The following is a 25412-nucleotide window of genomic DNA, read 5'->3' on the forward strand; positions in this document are numbered from 1 at the left end:
GAAGGCCGTGTCCGGGACTCCGTACAACGTGAGCGATGTGATGACGCGAACGGTCGTCGCCGTGGGGCGGGACGCGCCGTTCAAGGAATTGGTGCGGACCCTGGGCCAGTGGCGGGTGAGTGCCATGCCGGTGCTGGAGGGCGAGGGGCGGGTGGTCGGCGTCGTCTCGGAGGCGGACCTGCTCCCCAAGGAGGAGTTCCGGGACAGCGATCCGGCCCGCTTCGAGCGGATGCGCCGCCTGCCCGACCTGGCGAAGGCGGGGGCGCTGACGGCGGAGGAGCTGATGAGCACCCCGGCGGTGACCGTGCACACGGACGCCACGTTGGCCGAGGCGGCTCGGATCATGGCGGTCAGGCGGGTCAAGCGGCTTCCCGTGGTCGACGCCGAGGGGACGTTGCAGGGCATCGTCAGCCGGGGTGATCTGCTGAAGGTGTTCCTCCGGCCGGACCAGGACATCGAGGAGGAGATCCGCCGCACGGTGGTATCTCCCCTCTTCCCAGCCCTCGGACATGCCCTCCACGTGAGGGTGGACGAGGGCGTGGTCACGCTCAGCGGGCAGTTGCACGACACCGCGCTGATTCCGGTGGCCGCACGCCTCGCCCGGGCCGTGGAGGGCGTCGTGGATGTCGAATGCCACTTCCGGGCCGCCGGGCGGAGCGAGGCGGCGTGAGCGGGCTATGGCTCGATGTCCAGCACCTCGGGGACCGGCCGCCGGGGGGTCTGCGCGCCGGGCCGGCCGTATCCCAGCCGCAGCACCATGTGCACATAGGCCGATCCCGACAGCGGGTCGCGCAGTGGCCAGCGCAGGTCGTGCCATTCCAGGGCCTGGGTGACGAACGAGGTGGCCAGCCCGTCGAGGGTGGCCCGCAGCAGAACCCGTTGCACCGCCTGGCCGGTGCGCAGCCAGTCCTCGGGCCGGTCGCGTCCGGTGCTCAGCAGGGCCAGGTGGGGGGTGGTCTCGAAATCAGCGGTCTGGCGGCCTGGGATCGGTTCGCCGCCCGCGAAGTCCCGCACGGGGGCCTTGCCGGTCCGGCGGTGGGGCCCGAAGGCGTACTCCGGGACACCTTCCGTGGCAGGCCGCGTGTCGTCCGCCCGGCGGGTGAAGCGCGCCAGGTCCGCCGCGACACCGGGATCGGCGAGATTGCGTGCCTCGGCCTCCAGCGCCAGGTCCAGGACGGCCCTCAGGTGCCACCCCGACGCGAACGACAGTGAGACGTGCTCGCGGTGCGCGGCGTCGGCGAGAGCGGTGCGCACGGGATCGGGGATCTCCCTCTCGGTGAAGGGGTAACGGCTGGTGTGCCGGGCGTGCACGGCCGGATACAGGGAAGCCGGATCGTCTTCGTCGCCGTCGTCGAGCGGGCCGGTCAGCGCCACGGAGGCCAGCAGCATCGGGTCGGCGGGAACGGGGAGCAGCCGGGTTGTCGCCTGCCAGCCCTGGTGTGCGACCGCGACCCGCAGATTCATCAGGGCCGCGCCGCATCCGATGTACAGGGCGCGCTGTTCCGGGTCGGAGTGCGGCAGGGACCCCCGGAGGTCTCCCCGGATGTGGAAGAGGCGCCTGCCGCGGAAGTACCGGAACCGCCAGGGCTGTGCGTTGTGCATCGACGGGGCGGCCGTGGCGTCCCGTACCAGCGCTGCGACGGCGTCGTCGGACGGCGGTTGAACACCCACCGCTATCCGGGGGCCCTGGGCCCCCGAGGTCTTTCCGACGCGTGCCCGATGTGGTGAATGTGTGCGTCCGGGCCGGGGAACACGAGGCTGACTCGATCGGAATCCGACCACCGCACGTCGTAGGGAGGCGTTCCGTCGTCATGGTGCAGCCCGATGATCTCACCGTCCCGCCTGGTCGCGCCGGTGCTCGGGCTCTCGACGATCAGCTGGTCGCCGACATGGGCACGCATCAGTTTCCCGCCTCCCGTCCCCCTCGCTTCCTCTTCCTCCACCATGGCACGGCGGGAGGGGGATGTCCTGGGCCGAACGGCCGACCGGATGGGCCGAGAAGCTCAATCGGAGGCCACCATGAATTGCGACGCTCGGCAGTCGGGGCCGACCGGGGCAGCAGGGACCCGGAAGGAGGCGGCAGATGCACCACAGAACAGTCGGAGAGCTCATGACCCGAGGGGTGGTCCGGGCGCCACGTGACATGCCGTTCAAGGAACTCGTCGCGCTCCTCGCCGAGAACGACGTCACCGCGGTGCCGGTCGTGGACGCTTCCGACCGCCCGATGGGCGTGGTGTCCGAGGCCGACCTGCTGCGCAAGGTGTCGGGCCGGGCCGATCCGTCCGGCCGGGTACTGCTGCCGCATCCGGAGGCATGGGAGCGGGCGAAGACCGAGGGGGCGCGGGCGGAGGAGCTGATGTCGGCCCCCGCCGTGTGCGTACGCCCCGAGTGGACGGTCGCCGAGGCCGCCCGCCTGATGGCGGTCCACGACATCAAGAGGCTTCCCGTCGTGGACGAGACCGACCGGCTCCTGGGCATCGTCAGCCGCGGTGACCTGCTGCGGATCTTCCTGCGCCACGACGACGCGATCCACGACGAGATCAGCCGCGATGTGCTGACCCGGACCCTCCGGCTGGCTCCCTCGGCCGTGACGGTCGAGGTGCGGGAGGGCGAGGTCACCCTGAGCGGATCGGTGGAGGCGAGAAGTCTGATTCCGGTCATCGTCCGGCTGTGCCGGGGCGTGGACGGGGTGGTCTCGGTGACCGAGCGCATCTCCTTCCGTTCCGATGACACACAGGGTCCTTCCGCGGTTGCGTGAGCCCCGAGGCATGCCGCGTTCCACACGGGTGACGGCTGTCCGCTCCGTGCCGTCCCTGCCGGTCCAGCGGACCCGGCCGAACTGCATCCCGCGCGGAAGCCGGGAACGCGGGTGTCCTGCTGTCCCGGGTCATCCGACCGAGGGGGCGGACGACCAGGACTACCTGCCGGCGGCCCAGCGGCGGCGTACGGCGTCCTCGTGTTCGCTCTCCTCCAGAGCCAGGTTGATCCGGGCCAGCGCCTCCTCCAGCCGGGGGATCCAATGGCGCCGCAGGGCGCGGACCCGCTGGCGGGTGCCGGCCACCTCCGCCCCGACGACCCGGGCGGCCTGCCGTGCGACGGCGTACTCGGCGCCGGCCAGCAGCGCCTGCCGATAGGCGGCTTCGGCGTGCACCAGGGCGGTGTTGCCCGGGGTGGCCGCGTCGGGGGAGCGGTCCGGGATACGGCACGAGGCGAGCGCGGGGTGGCGCACCCCCACCGTCGACTCCTCACGCCAGGAGAAGTCCGCGGCACCGACCCCCTCCGCCGCCACTTCCAGGGCGTGTTCGCCGCTGAGAAGCAGCCCTCTCAGCAGCCACGTCTCGGCGTCCCGAACGGCCTGCCGCCATGCCCGCGCACCGGCCTCCTCGGCGCGCAGCAGCGCCTCGTGCCGCGCCCGCAGGACGCGCAGTTTCCGCTCCAGCAGCTCCGCACCGCGCAACGCCACACCCAGGCTGTGCCGAAGGCGCAGCCGCCCGGCGCGGGAGGGCGGGGGGCCGGACGGGGCCGTCATGGCTCCGCCCCGTTCCGCTCGCCGTCACCATCCGGCTCCGCCTGCTCGCCGTCGTCCGGTTCCGTCCGCGCGCCGTGCGCGTCCAGCAGCGCGGCGGGCAGCATCGTCAGCTCACCGCGGGGGAGGGCGAGCAGAACCTGCCAGGCGGCGTCCAGCGTCCGGTCCAGGGGGCGCGCCTCGTCGGGACGCTGGTGCAGGAACCGGCGCAGGAACGCCTCGTCGAAGTCGAGGTAGCGGCGGTCGGTCGGGCTCAGGGCCGCCTCGCCCACCAGGTCCGACAGCTCCCTGACCTGCCGGGCACGGGCGAGCGCGGCCAGCGTCTGGGCCGCGAGGTCCAGGTGGTCGGGACGGGTGCGCCCGGGACCGGCTCCCTTGCGCATCAGGCGGGACAGCGACGACAGGGCGTCCACCGGCGGATACACCCCCCGGGCGTGCACCTCGCCGGAGAGCACGATCTGACCTTCTGCGATGTAGCCGGTCAGGTCCGGGACCGGATGGGTGATGTCGCCCGCGGGCATGGTGAGGACGGGCAGCACCGTGATCGAGCCCGCTCGGCCGCGGATCCGGCCGCAGCGTTCATAGAGCGAGGCCAGGTCGCTGTAGAGGTACCCGGGGTAGGCGCGGCGCGCCGGGACCTCGCCCCGGGCCGCGGAGACCTCGCGCAGCGCCTCGGCGTAGGCGGTCATGTCGGTCATCACCACCAGCACGTGGCGGCCCAGGGAGAAGGCGAGGTGTTCGGCCACGGTGAGCGCGACGCGCGGGGTCAGGGTCCGTTCGATCACAGGATCGTCGGCGGTGTTGAGCAGCAGCACCAGTTCGCCCGCTGCCGAACGCTCCTCCAGCGCGTCCCGTACGAATGCGGCGTCCGGATGGGTCAGGCCCATGCCCGCGAAGACGACGCTGAACGCCTCGCCACCGGCGGTGGCCTGCGCGGCGATCTGGGCCGCCAGTTCCAGATGCGGCAGCCCGGCGGCGGAGAACACCGGCAGTTTCTGCCCGCGGACCAGGGTCGTCAGCGCGTCGACTGCGCCGATGCCGGTGAGGACCGGATCGGACGGTGGCTCCCGCCGGACCGGGTTGATCGGGGTACCGCTCACCGCCGCGCTGGCCTCGCCGAACACCGGCGGTCCGCCGTCGATGGGCTCGCCGCGGCCGTTGCACACCCGGCCCAGCCAGCCCGGGCCCACGGGGACGCGCAGCGGTTCCCGGGCGAAGGACACCCGCAGGCGTGACGGGTCCATTCCGGTGGTGTCCTCCAGCACCTGCACCACGGCGAGTTCGCGGTCGACGTCCAGCACCAGGCCGTATCGCCGCTCGCCCGAGTCCAGGGTGATCCGTACGAACTCGTCCCACCCCACCCCCGAGACTCCTCGCACCATGGCGAGCGGGCCGCGCAGTTCCGTGACGGCCGTGTACTCGACCTCGCTCCACGTGGTCACGGCGCCTCGTCTCCCGGCCCGCCGGGGACGGGCCGGGGGCGGGCCGTTCACCGCAGCTCCCCGAGCCGGGCGAGCATGGCCTGCCGGCGTGCCGTCACTCCCGCCGTGTCATACGGGCCCACTTCCTCGCGCGCTCGCAGTACCGGTCCGAAGTCCGCGGCCTCCACGGTTGCCGCCGGGACGCCGGAAGCGACGCGTTCCCGGCAGCGCTCGACGACCGCGAGGACGGCGTCGGCCAGTGCCGCGGCCTTGTCCGGGCCGCAGTAGGCGTCGTTGGTGGACAGTGCGCTCTGCTGCAGCACTCCTTCGCGCACCAGCCGTCCGGCCAGGACGCTGACACGTTCCGAGTCGGGCAGGGCCGTGATGCCGACCAGGTCGACCAGATCCGCCAGCCGGTCGGCCTCCGCCAGCACCGCGGCGAGCCGGTCGCGCCGGGTGGACCAGGCGGGATCGCCGGCGGCCGCCCGACGGGCGGCGAGCGGCGCCGCGTCCCGGGAGAACGACCCCGCCCAGGACACGGCCGGGTAGTGGCGGGCGTAGGCGAGGTCGCGGTCGAGGGACCACACACAGCGCACGAACCGTTCGGTGTGAGCCGTGACCGGTTCGGTCAGGTCGCCGCCGGGCGGGGACACCGCCCCGATCACGGTCACCGAACCCCGGTCGCCGCCCAGTGTCGTCACCGCTCCCGCGCGCTCGTAGAAGGCCGCGATCGCGGACGCCAGCCCGGCCGGGTAGCCCTCCTCGGCGGGCAGCGCGCCGGTGCGGGAGGCGAATTCGCGCAGGGCCTCGGCCCAGCGCGAGGTGGAATCGGCGATCAGCACGGTGTCCAGACCCATGTCGCGGAAGTACTCGGCGACGGTGGCCCCCGTGTGGATGCCGGCCTCCCGGGCCATCAGCGGCATGTTGGAGGTGTTGGCGATGGTCACCGTCCGGTCGGCGAGCCGTCCGCCGGTGCGCGGGTCCTCCAGCGCGGACAGTTCGGCGATGACATCGGCCATCTCGTTGCCGCGCTCCCCGCAGCCGACGTACACGATCACATCGGCGTCGCACCACTTGGCGATCTGCTGGAGCAGCATCGTCTTCCCGGTGCCGAAACCGCCGGGCACGGCCACCGTGCCGCCCCGGGCGACGGGAAACAGCAGGTCGATCACCCGCTGGCCGGTGTGCAGCGCCTCCGGCTCACCGCCACGTGTCCGCACCGGGCGCGGTCGGCGGACCGGCCACGAGGTGGCGATCCGGACCTCCGTGCCGCCCACGACGGCCACCACGGTGTCCTGGGGGTGGCTACCCCGCGGTGCGATGCGCTCCACCACACCGCTGACTCCCGGGGGCACGAGAACCCGGATCCGTACCGGCCCCCGGTCGCGGATCTCCCCGAGCACGCCGCCCTCCGCGACGTGTTCTCCCTCGCCGATCGCCGGAACGAAGGACCACTCGCGCTCCGTGTCCCGGTCCCGGGCGGCCCCGGGCAGCAGCCAGTCCCCGCTGCCGGACAGCGGCCGCAACAGGCCGTCGAACACGCCTCCGAGCAGGCCGGGGCCGAGCGTCGCGGACAGCGGCGCCCCATGGGACCGTGCCTCGTCACCGGGGGCCAGGCCGCCCGTGTACTCATAGGACTGGGCGGTCACCACACCGCCGCTGATCGACACCACCTCGCCGGGGATCCCGGACGGGCCGAGGGAGACCACGTCGTACATCGCGGTGTCACCCGCGTACTCCATCTCGACCAGCGGTCCGGCGACCCGCAGAACGCGGCTGGGGCGCCGCGCCGCTCCGGCTCCGCTCACGGCGACCACAGCGTCTCGACCTCCGCGCCGAGCCGGTCCAGCGCGCGTGCCGTGAGGCTGTCCGCGGTGCAGTCGACCCGCCGACCCGGCGCACGGGCCACCACGCCCGCGCCGGGGATCTCGGTGATCTCGGCGTCCGGCCCCAGCAGGGCTCGGGCGCGTTCTCGCAGTCGGTCCAAGCCGGCCCGGCCCCACTTCTGACAAACGTGGGCGAGGGCCCGGCGGCTCAGCTCCTCGTACGCCGCTTCGCGGGCGGCCAGCTCACGCATCCGGGCGTCTCGCCGGGCGCCCGCCTTGATGCCGCGGGCGGCGGCAGAGCCCTCCCGTTCGCCCTGCCGGTGGGCTTCCTCGACGATGGCGCGCGCCCTGGCCCGAGCCTCGCCGATCAGCGCCGCGGCCTCCCGGTCGGCCCGGTCCCGGGTCTCCCGCGCTTCGGCCCGCGCCGTGCGCAGCAACTCCGCGCGCACCGGCGCGAGAGCGGGCACCGCCTCGTCGGACACCGGTTTCCTCATCATGGCAGCACCACGGTGAGCGGCCGGACGCCCTGCAGCGGCCCGGGGCCGAGCGCGTCCGCCGCCGCGGGCGTGAGGATGACCAGCGCGGTCCCGGGCGGAAGGGAACGCCAGGCTTCGCGGACCGCGTCCGGCTCCTCGGCGGCGACCACGGTGACACCCGCCAGAGCGAGCCCCGCCACGCGCGTCCGTTCCCCGAGGGCCGCCACCCGTCCCATGGTCAGGACTTCCCGATCAGGATGATGGCGACGACCAGCCCGTAGATGGCGATGCCCTCGGCCAGTCCGACGATCACCATTGCCCGGCCGAAGAGCTCCGGGCGCTCGCTGAGCGCCGCCACCGCGGCGGCGCCGGTGTAGGCCACGGCGATCGCCGCGCCGATGGAGGCCCCGGCCACCGAGATGGCGGCCCCGATGAGGGCGGCCGAGGCGGCGCCGGATCCCTGTGCCGCGGCCGGTGCCGCCGCCTGCGCGGACCCGTTGCCCATGGCCACCATGAGGAGAGCCACCGCCCCCGCGAACAGCACGGCGTTGGCGGCGAACACCCACCGCAGGGCCCTGTGCCGGGACCGTCGCAGCAGCAGCCGCCCCAGCGCCAGCACCACGCCGACGACGGGGAGAGCGATGAACCAGGCGATCACATGGCCTCCTCGTACGTCGCCTCACCGCGCGGCGCGGTCGCCGCGTGGCCCTCACCGTTCAGCACGGGCAGGCGCCAGGGACGGAACGGACGCCCCTGGGCCTCGAACACCCGGGAGAACAGCTCGTAGAACTCCAGCCGCAGTGCCTGCACCCCGGCCACCAGTGCCTCCAGGGCGAAGGCGAGCGCGTTGCCGACGGCGAAGAGCACCGCGGCCGCGAGCACCGCCGCCCCGCCCCGGTCCGCCAGTGCCGTGGTGCCACGCCACACGATCGCGCCGAGCGCGGCATGCGTGAGCCCGAAGGCCGCCAGCCGTGCGAAGGAGACGACGTTGGAGCCGATGCGCAGCACCCCGTCGAAGAGCCGGATCCCGACCTGAACGGCGCCCTGCGCGCCACCGCCGGCCACGGCGGACAGCCCGGATCCGGCCAGCAGGAGGCCGGCCCCCGCGATCACGGCGCCCGCCACGAGGGCGGCGCGCCCGAACCAGACGCCGCCACCCATGACGGCGAGGCCCACGTAGAGCATCGCCCCGGCGATCCCGGAGAGCGCGAACAGGGCGTTGGCCGGACCGCCTTCCCGCCAGCGGTTCGCGATGCCCGCCGCGTACGCCAGGGCCAGCAGCAGCGCGCCGAAGCCGATCGCCGCGACGATCAGCCGCAGCGGGTCCCGCAGCGGGTCCAGCCAGAGCACCGGCAGCACACCGGTCGGCCCGAAGAACTCGCCGTGCGCGGCCCCCGCCAGACAGCCGGCCAGTCCGGCTCCGGTGATGAAAGGCCACAGCGGACGCAGCGACGCGGCCCGGCGAGGGCGGCCCAGCCGCAGCGCGAGCCCCGCAAGCACCAGCAGGGCCCCGTGCCCGGCGTCACCGAACATCACCCCGAACATCACCACGTAGGCGATGCCCGCGGGCAGCGTGGGGTCGAGATCCGGGTACGGAACCGTCCCGTACGTCCGCACCAGCGGCACGAACGAACGCCTCACCGCCCCGGCTTCGCGGAGCAGCGTCGGCGGCTCCACTCCGCGCGGCGCGCGCAGCGGCACCAGCGCCCCTCCCGCCGTTGCCAGACGTCGCGCGGCCGCCGGAACGTCGTCGGCGGGACACCATCCGGCGAGTGCCGCGACGTCTCCGCGCAGCACCGCCCCGCCCCGGCGTTCCTCCAACTGCGCCTCACCGGCCAGCAGATCGGTGCGGCCCGCACGCTCCAGCGCGTCGAGGTCGGGAGCCGGGGCACTGAGCACCGCGCGCTCGGGCTCGGCCCGCGAACGCCGCAGCCGATGGGACGCGGAGCCCTGCCCGGGAACGCCCGGACCGCCACCCTCGGTGTGGTCGATCTCGACGCAACCGGCCTCGGCGACGCGCACCAGCGTGTCCCGCAGCGCGTCCCGCGGGGCGATGATCGCCACCCGCCGCATGCGGACCGGCACCATCGCCTCAGGCCGCCGCATCGAACGCCTCCAGGACTCCGCCGCCCCGCGCGGCGCCCTCCAGCGCGCCGCGTACCCGCCAGGCGTCCGCGCAGAGCACGGCGACCGCGCCGACGACCGGTGCCGGGCCGGGCCTGGAGCCGCGCAGCAGCGCCCACCCGCCCTCGTCCAGCCTGTCCCACCACCGGCCCTCCGCCCGCCACAGACCGGCCTCGTCGTCGATCCCGGCCACGGCCCAGCGGGCGGCGGGCGGCAACTCGCGCCGGTAGTCGGCGAACGACGTCGCGGCCATGGCCTTCGCTCCGAGCAGCCGTGCCGCCCGTTCCGCGGACGGCCGGGCCAAGGAGCGGCGGGCGACGAACACCTCCCGCCCGATGAGCAGGGCGAGCCGACCCGCCGCCCAGCGCGCGGCCTCCGGTACGGCCGTCGCCGTACGCACCGCCGCGGACACCCGCATCCCCACGGCCACCGCCGCGGGGGTGGCCGCCCCGGGGTCGCCCCAGCCGGAAGCGGCCAGCGCGGCCCGCAGCTCCCGCGGCGATCCGGTACGGGCCGCCCGGGGCCAGGCGGTCGCCAGCGCGCCCAGCCGGTACGGCACCCGGGCCCGGCCGACGCCCGTCAGCGTCCGCAGATGGTCCTCCACGTTGGCGATCTCGAATCCGGAGGCGAGCAGACGGATGATGTTCGCGCCGCTGAGCGGCTGCCAGCCGGCGAGCACCCGCAGATGCCACAGAAGGGCGGCCGCCACCGCCTGCTGGGCGTCGGCGAGCGATGTCCCGGGGAGCAGTCCCCGGCCGTAGGGCGAGGAACCCAGGTGGCGTACGGCGGCGTCCAGGCCCGGTGCCGACGCCACCTCCTCCGCCTCCCGTCTGCCGAGGGCGCGCGAGAGCATGGCCCTGGCACGTGTCACCCCGGCCACCCATCCGGCGCCCATCACCGCCCCCTCCGCGCGGCGTCCCCGGGCCGGCCTCCGGCAGGGGTGGGCGGGCTCTCGATGTCGTCGGCCACCAGGTCCGCCACCCGGTCCAGGAGACGGGGCATGCGCTCCTCGGCCCTGCGGCGTACCGCGGCCGACTCCCGCCGGGCGGTGGCGAGCAGTTCCGCCGCCTCGGCCTCGGCGTCCCGGCGGATCCTGGCGGAGGTGGCCGCCCGCACCTCCCGAGCCCGGCCCTGGGCGCTCTCCACGATCTCCCGGGCCCGGCGCTCGGCCGCGTGCCGCCTCTCCGCCGCCTCGCGCGCCGCGCCGTCGCGGATGTGCCCGGCCTCCTCCTCGGCTCCTTCCAGGAGCGAAAGGGGCGGCTGCAACTCGGCGGTGAGCTCTGCCGTACGGTCCGCGGGCACGCCGCCGGGCGCCGCCCGGCCCGGCGAGCCGACCGGGCGGAACCGCAGCAGAAAGTCACGGAGTCCGGCCACGACCTCTCCTCATGGTTCGGCCCTCGCTCCCAGTGTCCGCACCGGGTGGGGGCCTGTCGCGCCGGACTGGGCCGTCCACGGACGACGCGGGCCCGGCGGCGTGGCCGCCGGATCGGTGCCACACTGGCCGCAGGGGCGGCCGGACCCCGACCCGTGCACGGGGCCACCGCCGACCGCCCGTCCGCGACGGCACCGGAATCCGCGAGGAGGCCGAGTCCCGATGACGGAGACCCCCATGGCACGCCCCATCACGGCCGGCCTGGACGGCTCGCCCGAAAGCCTGGCCGCCGCCGAGTGGGCGGCGCGGGAAGCGCGGTGCCGGCGTGCGCCGCTGCGGCTGGTCCACGCCTGGATGCTGCCGGCGCAGACGGCGCGTACCGCCCAGGCTCCCGAGATGCGCAAACTCTGGGCGCAGGAGGCCCTGGAAGGGGCGAAGGCACGCATCGCGGACCGCCACCCGGAGGTGCCGGTCTCGGTCGAGCTCATCCCGCGGACGGCCGTCGACGGTTTGACCGGCCACGGGGCGTCCTCCCAGATGCTGGTGCTCGGGTCGCACGCACGGGGCGCCGTGGCGGGCTATGTGCTCGGCTCTGTGGGACTGCGGGTGCTGGCGGGTTCGACGAGCCCGGTGGTGATGGTGCGCGGGGGCGGAGAACGGACCGGGCCCGAGGGCGGTGAGGTGGTCGTGGGCGTCCAGGACCCGCCGGAGTCGGCCGCACCCATCGAGTTCGCCTTCGCCACCGCGGCGGCACACGGAGCGGGGGTGCGCGCCGTACGGGCACTGCCACCGCCGGTGTTCACCCACGGTCCGCGGACCCGGCCACATCCTGACCACGGTGCGGATACCGGGGACGAAGAGCGGAGGCTGCTGGCGGAAGCCGTGGAACTGTGGCGGGAGAAGTACCCGGACGTCCCGGTGACCGAGCGGGTCGAGCACGGCCATCCGGCGGATGTCCTGCTGGCCGCCGCCGCGGGAGCCGGGCTGGCGGTCGTCGGACGCCACACCGACCGGCCCCCCGTCGCACCCCGTCTCGGCCATGTCACCCACGCACTTCTCCACCACGCCGCGTGTCCCGTCGCCGTCGTACCCCACGACTGACGACACGGCTGCTGGAAGGGGGCACGGGTGACCGACACCACCCACCGTCCCGGCACGGTCCACGCGCTGCTCGCGGACGGCAGAACCGTCGAGATACGTCCCGCACGGCCGCAGGACCTGGACGAGGTGCTGCGCATGCACCGCGAGATGTCCCCCGAGGCCCTGCGGCTGCGTTTCTTCGCCGTCAACCCGCGCTACGCACGGGCGGCGGCGGAGCGCGTCTGCGCACCGGCACACCACGGATACCAGGCGCTCGTCGCGGTGGCCGAGGGCCGGGTGATCGGCGTGGCCGAGTACGACACGCTGCCCACGGCCCCCGGCGAACCGGTGTCCGCCGACATCGCCCTGGCCGTCGCCGAGGGCCGCCACGGCCAGGGCATCGGCACCCTGCTGCTCGAACACCTGGTGCACGCCGCCCGGGAAGCGGGCGTCTGCGCCTTCACCGCCGAAGCGCTCGCCGAGAACCACGAGGTCCTGAAGGTCTTCGGCGATCTGGGCCTGCGCACCTCCCGCCACTTCGACGGCACCGACGTCCGCTGCACCGTCCACCTGGAGGAGGACGAGCACTATCTGGCCGCGGTGGACCAGCGGGGCCGGATCGCCGATGTGGCCAGCCTGCGGCCCCTGCTGCGGCCGCGTTCGGTGGCCGTCGTCGGCGCGGGCCGGCGGCCCGGATCGGTGGGGCGCGCCGTGCTGGGAAACGTGCGGTCCGGGGGCTTCACCGGTGCGCTGCACGCGGTCAACCCCCACGCCCCCGTCATCGAGGGAACACCGGCGTTCCCGTCCGTGGCCGCCCTGCCCCTCGTACCCGAACTCGCCGTGCTCGCCGTGCCGGCGCCCGCGGTCCCGGGGGTGGCGGAGGAGTGCGGTGCGGTGGGGGTGCGGGCGCTGGTCGTCCTGACGGCGGGACTCGACACCGACCAGGCGGAGGCGCTGTTCACCTGCTGCCGCCGCCACGGGATGCGGCTGGTGGGCCCCAACTGCCTGGGGATCGCCGACACGTCCGACGAGGTACGCCTCAACGCCACGTTCGCCGCGCATCCTCCGCTGCCGGGGTGCGTGGGCGTCGCCGTGCAGTCCGGCGGCGTCGGCATCGCGCTGCTGGAGCGGTACGGGCGCCTCGGCGTCGGCGTGTCCGGCTTCGTCTCGCTCGGCGACAAGTACGACGTCAGCGGCAACGACATGCTCCAGTGGTGGGAGTCGGACCCCGCGACCCGGCTCGCCGTGCTCCACCTGGAGTCCTTCGGCAACCCGCGGGCCTTCTCCCGAACCGCCCGCCGCGTCGCCCGCACCATGCCCGTCCTCACCGTGGACGCGGGCCGCTCGGAAGCCGGACGGCGTGCCGCCGCCTCGCACACCGCCGCCGCGGCCACTCCCACCATGACCCGCCGGGCCCTGTTCACCCAGGCGGGCATCATCGCCACCCAGAGCGTCGCCGAACTGGTCGACACCACGGCCCTGCTGCACGCCCAGCCGCTGCCCGCGGGGGCCCGCGTCGCGGTCGTGAGCAACGCCGGGGGAGCCGGTGTGCTCGCCGCCGACGCCTGCGTCGACGCGGGGCTGACCGTCCCCGCCCTGGCCCCGGACCTGGCGGATGAGCTGCGGGCCCTGCTGCCGCCTGGTGCCGTCACCACCAACCCCGTGGACACCACGGCCGCGGTCACCGCCGACCGGATGCGCTCCTGCCTGGACCGGCTGGCGACGATCGGAGCCGTGGACGCCGTACTGGTGGCACTCGTGCCCACCGCGCTGGCCACCGGGACCCGGGAGGACCCGCTGCTCGCCCTCACCGGCGCGCCCGGCCGGCGGCCCCGCCCGGTGGCCGCGGTCCTCCTCGACCAGGAGGCCCCGGTACGGTTCCTGCCGACCGCGGACGACAGCCCGATACCGGCCTACACCGAACCCCAGTCGGCGGCCCGTGCCCTCGCCCACGCCGTCCGCTACGCCCGCTGGCGCGCCGAACCGCCCGGCAGCGTGCCCCCGCTGTCGGGGATCGACCGCGCCGGTGCGGCGGACCTCGTGGAGACGTTCCTCTCCCGTCACCCCGGCGGTGGCTGGCTCGACCCGCGTGACTGCGCGGCCCTGCTCGACCGCTACCGCATCCCCCAGCTGCCCTGGGCCTGGGCCGAGGACGAGGACACCGCCGTGGCCGCCGTACGGCACCTGGTCGAGGACCGGGACGGCCGGGTGGCCGTCAAGGCGTACTGGCCCGGGCTGGTGCACAAAAGCGACCAGGGAGCGCTGCGCCTCGATCTCGAAGGGCCGGACCAGGTGCGCCACGCCTACCGGGAGCTGCGCACCCGCTTCGGGGACCGGATGACCGGTGTCCTCCTCCAGCCCATGGCGCGCCGGGGCATCGAGCTGTTCGCGGGCGTCGTCCAGGACGAGGTGTTCGGCCCCCTGGTGCTCTTCGGCCTCGGCGGCACCGCCACCGAACTCCTCGCCGACCACGCCGCGAGGCTCGCCCCGCTCACCGACCGCGATGTGCACAGCCTCCTCACCGCACCGCGCTGCGCCCCACTGCTGTTCGGCTATCGGGGTGGCGGGGCCGTCGACCTGGAGGGGCTGGAGCAGCTCCTGCTACGGCTGTCCCGGATGGCCTGTGACCTCCCGCAACTCGCCGAGACCGACCTCAACCCGGTCGTGGCCCGGCCCGATGGTGTCGTGGCACTGGACGTCCGGCTGCGCATCCTGCCCCGCCGCACCTACGACCCCTATCTGCGACGGCTGCGCGCCGCACGACGGTGGCGCTGAGCACCCCCGTGCCGATCACACCCGCTGCGGGACGACGGCCACCGGGCATGCCGCGCGGTGCAGCATGGCGTGGCTGACCCGGCCGAGCCGCAGCCCGGATCGGTCGCGACGGTGCAGGGAGCCGACGACCAGCAGGCCGGCCTGCTCCGACACGTCCTGCAGGACCCGGTGGGCCGGGCCCTCGATCACCTCGCGGTGGCACACGGTCTTGTCGCCCTCCTCGCGCTCGACCTCGTCCAGCACCTCATTGAGCACGGTCACCGCCTGCTCCTCGCGGAAGGCGGACCGGATGGCGGCCGCTTCGCGCCCCTCGTGCAGCAGCGCCGACACGGTGTCCTCCGATGTCGCGCGCGAGGACGCGGAAGCCGGCGTTACGGCATCAAGGCCCGGCACGAGTCTTGCCGCTGTTCCGCCAGGGCCAGTACGCTTCCCACAGAATTGAAGTTAGTTCAATCTCTGTCGTCCACGCGCGATCCGGCGCGGGGGTCGTCGTGGGGCGACGACCTTCATGGCCGAGCCAACCGGCCGACCACGCGCACAGCGTCGCGCGAAGGGGAGTCGCAGATGCCCAGCCAGTCCGTCAATGGTGAGACCGTCGCCTCGCTCGACGGGGCGACGGTACCCGTGATCGACCCGGCCACCGGACTACTCGGGGCGGCCGTCCACGTGTCAGGGGGCGGCCCCGGCGGCCCCGACCACGGACGGTCCACCGGAGCCGCCTCGCTGGAGGAGCTGTCCGTGAGGAAGAGCGTGTGGATGAAGGTGGGGGCACCATGAAGCCGGCACTGGAAGCCGACTGGGTGGTCGTCGGCGGCGGTAGCGCGGGGTGCGTGCTGGCGGCACGCCTGAGCGAGGATCCGGCCGGCGAGGTCGTGTTGCTGGAGGCCGGGCGCGACTGGCGGTCCGCCGACGCCCCACCACAACTGCGCAGTATGAACGGCTGGCGGGCGCTGGACGAGACGGCCTGCGCGGAGTTCCAGTGGCCGGGTCTCACGTCACGGCGCAGCCGCGCGCAAGCGCCGCGGCCGCATGTGCGCGGACGGGGCCTCGGCGGTTCGTCGTCGGTCAACGGCATGATCGCCTTCCGGGCCATGCCGGACGACTACGACCGGTGGGCGGCGTACGGCTGTCCCGGCTGGTCGTACGCGGACATGGTGCCGTACCTGCGACGCATGGAGAGCGACGCGGACTTCGGTGACCGCCCGCACCACGGCGATCACGGGCCCGTGCCGGTGCAGCGGCTCGGCCGTGAGGACTGGGGCCCCGCCGACCACGCGCTCGCCGAGGCCGCGCTGGGACGGGGCCACGCCTGGTGCGAGGACCACAACGGGCCGACGGGGACCGGCGTCTCGCCGTACGCCATCACCTCCCGCGACGGTGGGCGGGTCACGACCAACGACGCCTACCTCGAGCCGGCCCGACAGCGCCCCAATCTGCGGGTGTTCGGTGGCGCCACGGTGGACACGGTGCTCGTCGAGGGCGGCCGGGCCGTGGGGGTGCGAGTGCGCCGGGGGAACGACTGGACGGACGTCCGTGCCCGGCACGTCGTCCTGTGCGCCGGAGCCGTGCACTCCCCGGCGATTCTGCTGCGGTCCGGTATCGGGCCGAACGGCCCGGTGGCGGCGCTCCCGGTCGGTGAGGGGATGCAGGAACATCCCCTGGCGCTGTTCTGGCTGTACGCCAGGCCCGGGAAGCAGCCCGACATCGATGCCCGGCAGACCAACTGCTGCCTGCGCTACTCCTCCGGACTGGCGGGAGCGGGTGAGAACGACATGATGATCGCCTCGATCAACCAGACGCTCGCCCTGCCGAACCCGGGCGAGTCCCACCTCGTCGCGAAGAGCACCGGCGGAACCTGGGGCGGCGCGGGTGGCGGCCACGCCGCGGGTGGTCCTGGCCTGCTCTGTCTGTGGGCGAACCAGCAGTTCTCGCGCGGCGTGCTGCGCCTGGCCTCCGCGGACCCCGACGCGCATCCTGTGATGGACCAGGATCTGCTGAGCGACTCCTCGGACCTCGTCCGGATGCGTGAAGGCGTCAAGCACTGCGTGGAGTTGCTGCGCAGCGGACCGTTCGACACCGCCTTCGAGCACATCGCCATCGACATCACCGGCCGGAGCCTCGACGCGCTGTCCGACGACGCGACGGTCGACCGCTGGCTGATGGAGACCGTCGGCGACACCGGCCACATCTGCGGAACCTGCCGCATGGGCGCGCCCGACGACCCCCGCGCGGTGGTCGATCCGTCCGGCCGCGTCCTCGGCGTCGACGGGCTCTGGGTCGCCGACGCCTCCGTGTTCCCGGAGGTGCCGCGGGCGAACACGAACCTGCCGGTCATCGCCGCCGCGGAACGGCTGTCGGACCTCATCCGCGGACGCCGCGCCGGCCCCGTCGCGGGCGAGGGAGCCGTCACCCAGTCGGAGTCACGATCATGACCGATGCCGGAGCGCTCATGGCCGAATCCCAGCTTCCGGCGGCCGCCGCGCCGCTGGCCGTCGGTTCGTCGACGCTGCGGAACCGGCTGGTCGCCACGGCCCACGCCAGCGGATTCGTACGGGATGGGCTGCCGATCGTCGGCGACGCCGAGTACTGGGGTCGTCTGGCGGCCGGTGGCGCCGCGATGCTGGTCTGCGGCGGGACGACGGTGGCGCCGGAGTCCGCGCCGCGGCAGGGGAACATCCTTCAGCTCCATCGTCCGGAGGCGGTGGGTCCGCTGCGGAAGCGGGTGGAGGCCATCCACGCCGAAGGCGCGGTCGCCGTCTGCCAGCTTGTCCATCTCGGCCGGGAGACGCTCGGTGCGCAGTCGTACTACGCGCCGGTCGCCCCCTCGACCGTGCGCTCTCCCCGTGAGCCGACGGCGCCGCGTGCGCTGCGCGGCAGCGATATCGACGATGTGGTGGAGGCGTTCCGCGTATCGTCCGCCCACGCCCTGGAGGCGGGATTCGACGGCATCGAGCTGCACGCCGCGCACGCCTATCTGCTGGAGCAGTTCCTCTCGCCGCGCACGAACCCGCGCCGTGACGGGTTCGAGGTACTGGAGCGGGTGATCGCCGCGATTCGGGGGCTGTCGGCCGACGCACTGCTGGGCGTCCGTTTCAGCGTCGACGCCTCGGAGGACGTGGCGCTGACACCGGACGAGCTGGCCGCGCTGCTGCCGGCCGTGGATCCGCTGGTCGACTACGTCAACGTCACCGTCGGGGTACGGACCACGTACGTCCGCGACATGGCCACCGAAAGCCCGCCGGTGCTGGACGATTTGGCACGTCTGCGGCCGCTCGTCACCCGCCCGCTTGTGGCGTCCCACGCCTTTCGTACGGCGGCCGCGATCGGCGAGGCCTTGGCGGCCGGAGCCGATCTGGTCGGGATGGCGCGCGCACTCATCGCCGACCCGGACCTGCCGCGCAAGGTGCTCACCGGACGTGCGGCGGAAGTCCGGCCCTGCGTGGCCTGCAACGAGGACTGCCGGACGTTCGATCCGGTGCTGCTGTGCGTGGTCAACCCGGACCTCGCGCCGCCCGGCGAACCGCGCCGGCCGGCCGCACCGCTGGTACGCGTGTGGGTCCCGGCACGCGCCACCGGACAGCGCGTCGCCGTCGTGGGGGCGGGACCCGCGGGCCTGGAGTGCGCGCTGAGTCTCGCCCACGCCGGCGTGGCGGATGTCGTCCTCTTCGAGGCCACCGACCGGGTGGGTGGACAGATGTCCACGGCGGCACTGGCGCCCCACCGCACCGGTTGGGCCGCGCTGCTCGGCTTCTACGAACGGGGGCTGTCCGCCTCGGGTGTCGAGGTACGTCTGGGGCAGACCGTGGAACCGGGCGCTGAACTCGAAGGATTCGACGCCGTGGTGCTGGCCACGGGCGCGGCGGAGACGTCCCCGCTGCTGGAGACCGGTGCCATGGCCTCGTCGGCCGCGCTGGCGCGGGGGGTTCCGTCGCTGGCCGGTGCCGCGCATGTGCTGGTGGCCGACGACGGGTTCGGGTGGTGGCCGGGGTGCGACGTCGTAGAACTGGCCGTAGCCGCGGGAGTGCCCCGCATCACATTCGTCACCCCGGGAACGGCCTTCGCCGGCGCGATCCCGCCCGAGAGCCGTGTCCAACTGCTGGAACGTCTGTCGGGCACCTGCGAACTCGAGATCCTGCCGCTGTGCACGGCGAACGGCATCGGGCCCGAGGGCGTCACCGTCGCTCACCGCATCTCCAAAGGGACCACCACCGTGCCCGCGGACCGTGTCGTCGTGGTGGGGGAGCGGCGCCCGCACGACGCCCTGGACTGCGCCGCCCCCCTGGTGCTGACGGTTGGCGACGCCGTGGTGCCGCGGCGGGTGGCGCACGCGATCGCCGAGGGACGGGAGGCCGCCGTCAGGATCGCCGCCGCCGTACGACACCGCGTGACAGCGGCGCGGTGAGAAACCGGATCCACTACGCGGCCGTGAAGACACGCCTCACCATTGCGCCCCACCAACCCAAACTGATATTGGTTCAATATGGCCCTCGCTGCAGATGCCCAGACCCTCGCCTCCGGCATGCTGATCCACTCCGGAGAGCACACCACGCGCCTCGATCGGGGCGCCCGGGCGCGTCACGCGGTGGTACCGGCATGATGCGGACCGGGCGGGAGATCCGGGTCAGGACATACCCGGTCGGCAGTGTCAGCCCGGACGACTTCGAGGTGGTCGAGGTCCCTGTGCCCCGGCCCGGGCCGGGGCAGGTGCTCGTGCGCAACACGTGGACATCCGTTGACCCCGGCCTTCGGCTGCGGCTGCGTCCCGACGCGCCCTCCGGCTACTTCGCCGCCTTCCCCCTCGGCTGCGCCATGGACGGCGTCATGACCGTGGGGGAGGTGGTGGAGTCCCGGGCCGAGGGCTTCGCCCCGGGCGATGCCGTGTGGCACGCCCAGGGCTGGCGCGAGTACGCCGTCGTGGACGCGGGGGCCGAGCAGCTCGGCGGACTCGGCACCCTGACACGCCTGGACGTCGGCGCATGCGAGCCGCAGTGGTATCTCGGCCCGCTGGGCGGTATGGGATTGACGGCCTATGCCGGTCTGCACGTCGTCGACGCGCTACGAGGTGGGGAAACCGTCTGGATCTCGGCCGCCGCGGGGGCGGTGGGCAGCTTGGCCGTGCAGATCGCACGGCTCATGGGCAACCGGGTGGTGGCCAGCGCGGGCACCGACGACAAGGTCGAGTGGCTGCGCGACCGCTTGGGCGTCGACGCCTTCAACTACCGGGTGGGGGATCTCGAGGCGAGACTGGGCGACATCGCGCCCGACGGCATCGACGTCTATTTCGACTCCGTCGGGGGGACCCACCTCGAGGCTGCCCTGTCGCACCTGAGGAGGGGCGGGCGCGTAGCGATGTGTGGCTCGATCTCGGAGTACGAGTCCGGCTCGGCCGGGCCACGGAACCTGTTCCTCGCGGTGTCCAAGGACCTGACCCTTCGTGGGTTCCGCGGGAGCGGCAACCTGCGTCTCCTGGGGCAGATGCAGCGCCGGATGAGGGCATGGCTTCGCGGCGGCGAGCTGGCTCATCGCGAGACCGTCTTCGCGGGCTTGGAGTCGGCTCCGCACGCGCTGACGGAGATGATCGCCGGTCGAACGACCGGAAAGACGCTCGTCAGCCTCGGCTGACTCGATGAATGGGGTGTGCTGTGCCGGCGGTGGATGAACGCATCAGGGGCAAGGTCGTGTGCGTGACCGGCGCCACCGGAGGACTGGGCGCGGCCGCGGCCGCCAGACTCGCGGAGGAGGGCGCCCACCTTGTGCTCACCGACCTCGACGAGCAGGCGTGCGCCGCCCTCGCCACCGAGTTGGACGGCACGCCGGGACGGCATGTGACGGCGCGGCTCGACGTGGCCGAGGAGTCGCAGTGGGTTGATGTGGCCGGCTTCATCCAAAGTGCGTACGGCCGACTGGACGGGCTGGTCAACAACGCTGCCATCGGCAGCATCGCCACGGTCGAGGACGAGACGGTCGAGCACTGGGAGGCGGTCATGTCGATCGGTTCCACCGGGGTCTGGCTCGGCATGAAGCACCTCGGCCCCCTGATCGCCTCCTCGGGAGGGGGATCGATCGTCAACGTCTCCTCGATCCTCGGCACGGTGGGCGGCATGGGGAACAGCGCGGCCTACCACGCGGCGAAGGGGGCGGTCCGCACGCTCTCCAAGAACGCGGCGCTGCATTGGGCGGGCTCCGGTGTTCGCGTCAACTCCCTGCACCCCGGCTTCATCGGGACCCGGCAGTTGCTCGAGAGGTACGAGGGCACGGCCCGCCACGAAGCCATGCTGGCCGGCACCCCGATCGGAAGGCTGGGCCGTGGGGAGGAGATCGCATCCGTCGTCGCATTCCTGGTCAGCGACGACTCGACCTTCATGACCGGCTCGGAGGTCTACGCGGACGGCGGATACACCGCGCGGTGAGCATGCGCCCGCCGTGGTGGCCGACGGTTTGCCGCGGAAGAAGCCGGTGGGGCCGCGCCCGGGCAACCCCTCACCACCAGGACGCGCCCGGAGCCGACATGGGCAAACCGCTTACGGCTCGGGTGCGGGCTGCTCCCCGGAGCCCCGGACGATCAGCCGGGTGGGCACGGTGATGGTGCGGGCCCGGGAGCGGTCGCCGTCGAGGCGGGCCAGGGCGGTGGTCGCGGCACTGCGGCCGATTTCTTCGGGGTCCTGGGCGACGACCGTCAGGGCCGGTTCCAATGCTTCGGCGAGGGACACGTCGTCGAAGGCGACGACGGCTACGTCCTTGCGCTTGCCGCGGGCGAGTTCGGCGACGATTCCGAGCGCCATGATGTTGTTGCCGGCGAACAGCGCCGTGGGAGGATCGGCCAGTTCGAGGAGTTGGGAGGTCGCGGCCTCCGCCCCCTGCTGGTCATGTGCGCTGGCGACCAGCGAGCGATCGTAGGGGAGGTCGGCTTCGCGCAGTGCCGCGCGGTATCCGGCCAGGCGTTCGCGTCGGGTGTACAGCTTGACGGGCAGGTCACCGACGAATCCGATGCGGCGGTGCCCGTGAGCGATCAGGTGGGCGACTCCTTGCTGGGCCCCCGCACGGTTGGAGCTGACGATGCTGTCCGTGGACAAGCCGACTCCCGGGCGGTCCAGGAAGACGATCGGCAGACCCGCCGTACGGTGCGACTTCAGGTCGGAGTGGTCGGCGCCGACGGACGGCACGACGATCAGAATGCTGACGCGCCGGGCGAGGAACTGGGCCGTCAGGGCGCGTTCGCGCTCGGGGTCGTCCGCGGACGACCCCATGAGCAGCGTCAGGCCGCGGTCCCGGACCGTGTCCTCGATGCCCCGGGCCACGGCTCCGAAGAAGGGGTTGGCGAGGTCGGGAATGACCAGCCCGATGGTGGTGTCCGGACCGCCGACGCGGATGTTGCGGGCCATGAGGTTCGGCTGGAAGCCGAGCTTGGACACGGCGTCGAGCACCTGTTCCCGCGTCCGCGCCGAGACGGGCCCGTCCTCGTTGAGGACCCGGGAGACCGTCTTGGCGCTGACGCCGACTTCTCGGGCGACATCGGCCAAGGTGGGGCGGCGGTTCGCTGCCATGGAGGAACCTGTCTCCTGAGTGCTCTCCGACTCCGGGCCGCGGCCTCGGCCGGAACATGCGAGAGCGGGGTTGCGCTGTCAGGTGGCCTGCACTCCGGCGGCCTTCGCGGCCTCGGAATCCGCTACGACAGTACCGCCGTCCTCGTCGACGCCGAGCGCGCCGGTCATGATGGAGACGACCTCCGCCATGGAGTAGTCGGAGGGCTTGATGAGAGCGGCCCGCCTGCCCAGCCGGTGGACGTGGATCCGGTCGGCGATCTCGAAGACGTGCGGCATGTTGTGGCTGATCAGGACGACCGGCATGCCTTTGTCGCGGACGCGGCGGATGAGGTCGAGGACCTGTCCGGACTCCTTGACGCCCAGGGCCGCCGTGGGTTCGTCCATGACGACGACGCTGCGGGCCCAGGCGACGGCCCGGGCGACCGCGACGGCCTGCCGCTGGCCGCCGGAGAGGGTCTCGACGGACTGCGTCAGCGAGCGCAGGCCGATCTTCAGGTCGGCCATGTGCTCGGCGGCCTCCTGGCGCATGCGCTTCTTATCGAGCATGCGGAAAGCGCTGCCGAGGATGCCGGGGCGCCGCAGTTCGCGGCCGAGGAACATGTTGGAGGCGATGTCCATGGAGGCCGCCACGGCGAGGTCCTGATAGACCGTCTCGATGCCGTGGGCGCGCGCGCTCTGCGGACCGGAGAACTGGATCGGCTTGCCGTGGAGGCGTATCTCGCCCTCGTCCGGCACCACCGCGCCGGTGAGGGCCTTGATGAGGCTGGTCTTGCCGGCGCCGTTGTCGCCGATGACGGCGAGGACCTCGCCGGGCAGCAGGTCGAAGTCGGCACCGTCGATGGCGGTGACCTGTCCGTACCGTTTGACCAGACCGCGGGCCTGCAGGACGGGGGTCGCAGTGGTGGTGGTCATCGGGCCTTCCTCCGGGAGATCTGGTCGACGGTCACCGCGAGGATCACCAGGACACCGGTGATCAGGGTCTGGTAGATGGAGGCGACGCCCATCAGCTGCAGGCCGTTGCGGAAGACACCGACGATCAGGACGCCGATGAACGTGCCCAGGACCGATCCGCGTCCGCCGAAGAGACTGGTGCCGCCGAGGACCACGGCGGTGATGCTGTCGAGGTTGTCGGTCTGCCCGGCCTGCGGGTCGCCGACTCCGGTGCGGGAGATGAGCAGCAGGGCGGCGATGCCGTAGAGGAGACCGGCCGCGGTGTAGACGCCGATGGTCAGCCGGGCGGTGCGGATGCCGTTCAGGCGCGCCGCTTCCGGGCTGTTGCCCAGCGCGTAGACGTGCCGGCCCCAGCTGGTGCTGCTCAGCGCGTAGGCGAGGAGGAGGAACAGGGCGATGGTGACCAGCGAGCCGTAGGTGATGTCGGTCTTGCCGAGCGGGAAGGTCTGCCCGAGGGCCGTCAGCGGGCCGGGCAGGTTGGTGACCGTCTGCTCCTCGGAGTAGATGTGGGTCAGTGCGAACGCCACGTTGAGCATGCCGAGGGTGACGATGAACGGCGGCAGCGGGACCTTCTGCACCAGCGTCCCGTTGAGCAGGCCGAATCCGGCGCAGACGACCAGGCCCAGCGCTATCGCGGAGAGCGGGGGCAGGGAGCCCTCGGCTGCCATCTTGGCGATCACGATGCTGCCGAACGCCATCACGGCTCCGCAGGACAGGTCGATCCCCGCCGTGAGGATGATCAGGGTCTGGCCGATGGCGAGGGTGCCGACGACCATGACCTGCTGCACGATCAGCGAGAAGTTCCCGCCGGTGAGGAACTGGTCGGTCGAGACGGAGAAGTACACGCAGGCCAGCAGGAGGGCGGCCAGCGGTCCGGTGGTCGGTTGCGTGAGCAGTCTGCGGGCCGCGGTCGGCGCTTTGAGCTCCGCGTACGGCGTGGTCGTGGAGGGCGGCGTGGACGTGGCAGTCATGCGAGGTCCTTGTCGGAAGACAGAAGTCCTTGTCCGTCCTCGTCGGACGGCAGGAGGACGAGGGGGCGGCCGTCCCCGGTCGGGGAGGAGGGGCCGGCCGCCCCGCCGAGGGGTGTCGATCGGCGGCAGCCGCGGGGCTCGGAGCGGCGGCAGCCGGGGCCGGCGGCTCAGCCCCAGCAGTTCTCCAGGCCGTAGGCGGTGTCCTTGGAAGCGACCCCGTCCTGTGCCTTGTCGGTGACCAGGGTGACGCCGGTGTCGGTGTAGCCCGACGCCTTCTTGCCGTCCTTCGCGTACGTCGCGATGGCCTTGACGCCTTCGGCGGCCATCTTCAGCGGGTACTGCTGCGAGGTCGCGGCGATCTTGCCGTCCTTGACGGCGCGGGTGCCGGTACAGCCGCCGTCGACGGAGACGATCAGCACGTCCTTCGCCCGGCCCTTCGCCTTGAGGGCGGTGTACGCGCCCAGGGCGGCGGGCTCGTTGATGGTGTAGACGACGTTGATGTCGGGGGCCTTCTGCAGGCAGTTCTCCATCGCGGTCTGGCCCTTGGCCTGGTCGCCGCCGGTGTCCTGGGAGCAGACGAGGGAGGAGTCGCCCTTCTTGATGCCGAAGCCCTTCAGGAAGCCGTTGTGCCGCTGGACGCCGACGGAGACGCCCGGCGCGAGGTCGAGGGTGGCTATCTTCGCCGTCTTGCCCTTCATGGCGGCCTTGGCGTACTCGCCGATCAGCTCACCCGCCTTGAGGTTGTCGGTGGCGAACAGGGCGTCGACCGCGCTCTGCGGGTCGGTCGGGGTGTCCAGGGCGATGACCAGGACGCCCTTGGCCTTGGCCTTCTCGAGGGCGGGCACGATCGCCTTGGAGTCGTTCGGGGTGATCAGGATGCCCTTCACACCGGACGCGACCATGTTCTCGACGGCGGTGACCTGCCCGGCGTTGTCGCCGTCGAACTTGCCTGCTGCGGTGGACAGTTCGACCCCGTCCTCCTTGGCGGCCTTCTTCGCGCCCTCCTTCATCTTCACGAAGAACGGGTTGGTGTCGGTCTTGGTGATCAGACCGACCTTGACACTGCCCGATCCGGTGCGCGCGGTGCCCGATCCGGATCCGGAGCCACAAGCGGTCAGGGCCAGGGCGGCGACACTCGTGCACGCGGCGGCTCTGAGCACGGAGGAGGACGGGCGAGACATACGTGACATGAACGACTCCTGCGAGATTGCGGGCGAAGCGGTCGGCTTCGAGGCATGCCGCCCGCGGTGTCATCGTTGACTCATGTCATCGTTGACACTGCTTGGCGAGGATGATGGACTCCGCCTCCGGGCAACGTCAATGCCTTGTACCCGTCACAAATCGGC

At 73.1% G+C, this 25412-nt stretch carries 24 protein-coding genes and 1 pseudogene; 9 read left to right on the top strand and 16 right to left on the bottom strand.

The genetic code is table 11. The features are described from left to right. Positions 1–7 precede the first annotated feature (7 nt). A complete protein-coding gene (locus tag ABZ562_RS00245) occupies positions 8–670 on the top strand; it encodes a CBS domain-containing protein (protein ID WP_361471712.1) in 663 nt (220 codons plus the stop codon). Positions 671–675: 5 nt separating this feature from the next. Here ABZ562_RS00245 and ABZ562_RS00250 read toward each other — a convergent pair whose 3' ends face one another. Both ABZ562_RS00250 and ABZ562_RS00255 read right to left on the bottom strand, forming a co-directional pair. Further along, entirely contained in the window at positions 676–1671 is a 996-nt protein-coding gene (locus ABZ562_RS00250; RefSeq protein ID WP_361471714.1) for a nitroreductase, read from the bottom strand. A 47-nt stretch (positions 1672–1718) separates the two neighbouring features. Beyond that, positions 1719–1901, bottom strand: a pseudogene (locus tag ABZ562_RS00255) (DUF1918 domain-containing protein); the annotation flags it as partial. 182 nt (positions 1902–2083) lie between these two features. Between ABZ562_RS00255 and ABZ562_RS00260 the strand changes: the two are divergent. Then, positions 2084–2758: a CBS domain-containing protein gene (locus tag ABZ562_RS00260; protein ID WP_361471717.1), complete on the top strand. Its 675-nt coding sequence runs from the start codon at positions 2084–2086 to the stop codon at positions 2756–2758. A gap of 159 nt (positions 2759–2917) precedes the next feature. Here the strand turns inward: ABZ562_RS00260 and ABZ562_RS00265 are convergent, their stop codons facing one another. From ABZ562_RS00265 to ABZ562_RS00305, 9 genes are read right to left on the bottom strand one after another with little or no spacing between them, the layout of a single operon-like run. Then, positions 2918–3529 (bottom strand): V-type ATP synthase subunit D, encoded by a 612-nt coding sequence (locus tag ABZ562_RS00265; RefSeq protein WP_361471719.1) that lies wholly within the window; start codon positions 3527–3529, stop codon positions 2918–2920. Beyond that, entirely contained in the window at positions 3526–4968 is a 1443-nt protein-coding gene (locus ABZ562_RS00270) for a V-type ATP synthase subunit B (protein ID WP_361471722.1), read from the bottom strand. The genes ABZ562_RS00265 and ABZ562_RS00270 overlap by 4 nt, the downstream gene beginning before the upstream one ends. A 47-nt stretch (positions 4969–5015) precedes the next feature. Further along, positions 5016–6755 (bottom strand): V-type ATP synthase subunit A, encoded by a 1740-nt coding sequence (locus ABZ562_RS00275; RefSeq protein WP_361471725.1) that lies wholly within the window; start codon positions 6753–6755, stop codon positions 5016–5018. Continuing rightward, entirely contained in the window at positions 6752–7255 is a 504-nt protein-coding gene (locus ABZ562_RS00280) for a hypothetical protein (protein ID WP_361471728.1), read from the bottom strand. Before ABZ562_RS00280 ends, ABZ562_RS00275 begins: the two co-directional genes overlap by 4 nt. A gap of 11 nt (positions 7256–7266) precedes the next feature. Next, a complete protein-coding gene (locus ABZ562_RS00285; protein ID WP_361471731.1) occupies positions 7267–7449 on the bottom strand; it encodes a hypothetical protein in 183 nt (60 codons plus the stop codon). A gap of 38 nt (positions 7450–7487) precedes the next feature. Continuing rightward, positions 7488–7907, bottom strand: coding sequence for an ATP synthase subunit C (locus ABZ562_RS00290; RefSeq protein ID WP_361471734.1), 420 nt, complete (start codon positions 7905–7907; stop codon positions 7488–7490). Then, on the bottom strand, positions 7904–9355 hold the full coding sequence (locus ABZ562_RS00295) for a V-type ATPase 116kDa subunit family protein (protein WP_361471737.1): 1452 nt from the start codon (positions 9353–9355) through the stop codon (positions 7904–7906). Before ABZ562_RS00295 ends, ABZ562_RS00290 begins: the two co-directional genes overlap by 4 nt. After that, entirely contained in the window at positions 9342–10268 is a 927-nt protein-coding gene (locus tag ABZ562_RS00300) for a hypothetical protein (RefSeq protein ID WP_361471740.1), read from the bottom strand. The genes ABZ562_RS00295 and ABZ562_RS00300 overlap by 14 nt, the downstream gene beginning before the upstream one ends. After that, positions 10268–10747: a hypothetical protein gene (locus ABZ562_RS00305; protein WP_361471743.1), complete on the bottom strand. Its 480-nt coding sequence runs from the start codon at positions 10745–10747 to the stop codon at positions 10268–10270. Before ABZ562_RS00305 ends, ABZ562_RS00300 begins: the two co-directional genes overlap by 1 nt. A 220-nt stretch (positions 10748–10967) precedes the next feature. On the opposite strand from ABZ562_RS00305, the gene ABZ562_RS00310 reads away from it, so the two are divergent. Next, on the top strand, positions 10968–11846 hold the full coding sequence (locus tag ABZ562_RS00310; protein ID WP_361471745.1) for a universal stress protein: 879 nt from the start codon (positions 10968–10970) through the stop codon (positions 11844–11846). Between the two features lie 27 nt (positions 11847–11873). Then, the gene (locus tag ABZ562_RS00315; protein WP_361471747.1) at positions 11874–14600 is read left to right on the top strand and encodes a bifunctional GNAT family N-acetyltransferase/acetate--CoA ligase family protein; all 2727 of its coding nucleotides are present in this window, start codon (positions 11874–11876) and stop codon (positions 14598–14600) included. Between the two features lie 15 nt (positions 14601–14615). Here ABZ562_RS00315 and ABZ562_RS00320 read toward each other — a convergent pair whose 3' ends face one another. Further along, on the bottom strand, positions 14616–14993 hold the full coding sequence (locus tag ABZ562_RS00320; protein WP_361471750.1) for a universal stress protein: 378 nt from the start codon (positions 14991–14993) through the stop codon (positions 14616–14618). A gap of 171 nt (positions 14994–15164) precedes the next feature. Here ABZ562_RS00320 and ABZ562_RS00325 point away from each other — a divergent pair, with 171 nt between their 5' ends. The 5 genes from ABZ562_RS00325 (at position 15165) to ABZ562_RS00345 (ending at position 21010) form a co-directional block, all read left to right on the top strand. Continuing rightward, positions 15165–15377 carry a hypothetical protein gene (locus ABZ562_RS00325; RefSeq protein WP_361471753.1) on the top strand — a complete coding sequence of 71 codons (213 nt, stop codon included), beginning with the start codon at positions 15165–15167 and terminating at the stop codon, positions 15375–15377. After that, positions 15374–17032 (top strand): GMC family oxidoreductase N-terminal domain-containing protein, encoded by a 1659-nt coding sequence (locus tag ABZ562_RS00330; RefSeq protein WP_361471755.1) that lies wholly within the window; start codon positions 15374–15376, stop codon positions 17030–17032. Before ABZ562_RS00325 ends, ABZ562_RS00330 begins: the two co-directional genes overlap by 4 nt. Then, positions 17029–19002: an NAD(P)-binding protein gene (locus ABZ562_RS00335; RefSeq protein WP_361471758.1), complete on the top strand. Its 1974-nt coding sequence runs from the start codon at positions 17029–17031 to the stop codon at positions 19000–19002. Before ABZ562_RS00330 ends, ABZ562_RS00335 begins: the two co-directional genes overlap by 4 nt. A 191-nt stretch (positions 19003–19193) precedes the next feature. Continuing rightward, entirely contained in the window at positions 19194–20222 is a 1029-nt protein-coding gene (locus tag ABZ562_RS00340; RefSeq protein WP_361471761.1) for an NADP-dependent oxidoreductase, read from the top strand. Positions 20223–20284: 62 nt separating this feature from the next. After that, on the top strand, positions 20285–21010 hold the full coding sequence (locus ABZ562_RS00345) for an SDR family oxidoreductase (protein WP_361471763.1): 726 nt from the start codon (positions 20285–20287) through the stop codon (positions 21008–21010). A gap of 111 nt (positions 21011–21121) precedes the next feature. Here the strand turns inward: ABZ562_RS00345 and ABZ562_RS00350 are convergent, their stop codons facing one another. The 4 genes from ABZ562_RS00350 to ABZ562_RS00365 all read right to left on the bottom strand — a co-directional run bounded on the left by ABZ562_RS00350 (position 21122) and on the right by ABZ562_RS00365 (position 25256). Next, a complete protein-coding gene (locus tag ABZ562_RS00350) occupies positions 21122–22144 on the bottom strand; it encodes a LacI family DNA-binding transcriptional regulator (protein WP_361471765.1) in 1023 nt (340 codons plus the stop codon). Between the two features lie 78 nt (positions 22145–22222). Next, entirely contained in the window at positions 22223–23056 is an 834-nt protein-coding gene (locus tag ABZ562_RS00355; protein WP_361471768.1) for an ATP-binding cassette domain-containing protein, read from the bottom strand. Beyond that, positions 23053–24066 carry an ABC transporter permease gene (locus tag ABZ562_RS00360; RefSeq protein WP_361471771.1) on the bottom strand — a complete coding sequence of 338 codons (1014 nt, stop codon included), beginning with the start codon at positions 24064–24066 and terminating at the stop codon, positions 23053–23055. Before ABZ562_RS00360 ends, ABZ562_RS00355 begins: the two co-directional genes overlap by 4 nt. 167 nt (positions 24067–24233) lie before the next feature. After that, entirely contained in the window at positions 24234–25256 is a 1023-nt protein-coding gene (locus ABZ562_RS00365; RefSeq protein WP_361471774.1) for a sugar ABC transporter substrate-binding protein, read from the bottom strand. Positions 25257–25412 lie beyond the last annotated feature (156 nt).

Source organism: Streptomyces sp. NPDC019937, assembly GCF_040631655.1.
Taxonomy (GTDB): Bacteria; Actinomycetota; Actinomycetes; order Streptomycetales; family Streptomycetaceae; genus Streptomyces.

What these genes read in the sequence shown, in the direction of transcription:
- ABZ562_RS00260 (WP_361471717.1), top strand. Translation starts at nt 2,084, where the DNA reads ATGCACCACAGAACAGTCGGAGAGCTCATGACCCGAGGGGTGGTCCGG.
- ABZ562_RS00265 (WP_361471719.1), bottom strand. Translation starts at nt 3,529, where the DNA reads ATGACGGCCCCGTCCGGCCCCCCGCCCTCCCGCGCCGGGCGGCTGCGC.
- ABZ562_RS00295 (WP_361471737.1), bottom strand. Translation starts at nt 9,355, where the DNA reads ATGCGGCGGCCTGAGGCGATGGTGCCGGTCCGCATGCGGCGGGTGGCG.
- ABZ562_RS00300 (WP_361471740.1), bottom strand. Translation starts at nt 10,268, where the DNA reads ATGGGCGCCGGATGGGTGGCCGGGGTGACACGTGCCAGGGCCATGCTC.
- ABZ562_RS00310 (WP_361471745.1), top strand. Translation starts at nt 10,968, where the DNA reads ATGACGGAGACCCCCATGGCACGCCCCATCACGGCCGGCCTGGACGGC.
- ABZ562_RS00325 (WP_361471753.1), top strand. Translation starts at nt 15,165, where the DNA reads ATGCCCAGCCAGTCCGTCAATGGTGAGACCGTCGCCTCGCTCGACGGG.
- ABZ562_RS00330 (WP_361471755.1), top strand. Translation starts at nt 15,374, where the DNA reads ATGAAGCCGGCACTGGAAGCCGACTGGGTGGTCGTCGGCGGCGGTAGC.
- ABZ562_RS00335 (WP_361471758.1), top strand. Translation starts at nt 17,029, where the DNA reads ATGACCGATGCCGGAGCGCTCATGGCCGAATCCCAGCTTCCGGCGGCC.
- ABZ562_RS00340 (WP_361471761.1), top strand. Translation starts at nt 19,194, where the DNA reads ATGATGCGGACCGGGCGGGAGATCCGGGTCAGGACATACCCGGTCGGC.
- ABZ562_RS00350 (WP_361471765.1), bottom strand. Translation starts at nt 22,144, where the DNA reads ATGGCAGCGAACCGCCGCCCCACCTTGGCCGATGTCGCCCGAGAAGTC.
- ABZ562_RS00355 (WP_361471768.1), bottom strand. Translation starts at nt 23,056, where the DNA reads ATGACCACCACCACTGCGACCCCCGTCCTGCAGGCCCGCGGTCTGGTC.
- ABZ562_RS00360 (WP_361471771.1), bottom strand. Translation starts at nt 24,066, where the DNA reads ATGACTGCCACGTCCACGCCGCCCTCCACGACCACGCCGTACGCGGAG.
- ABZ562_RS00365 (WP_361471774.1), bottom strand. Translation starts at nt 25,256, where the DNA reads ATGTCACGTATGTCTCGCCCGTCCTCCTCCGTGCTCAGAGCCGCCGCG.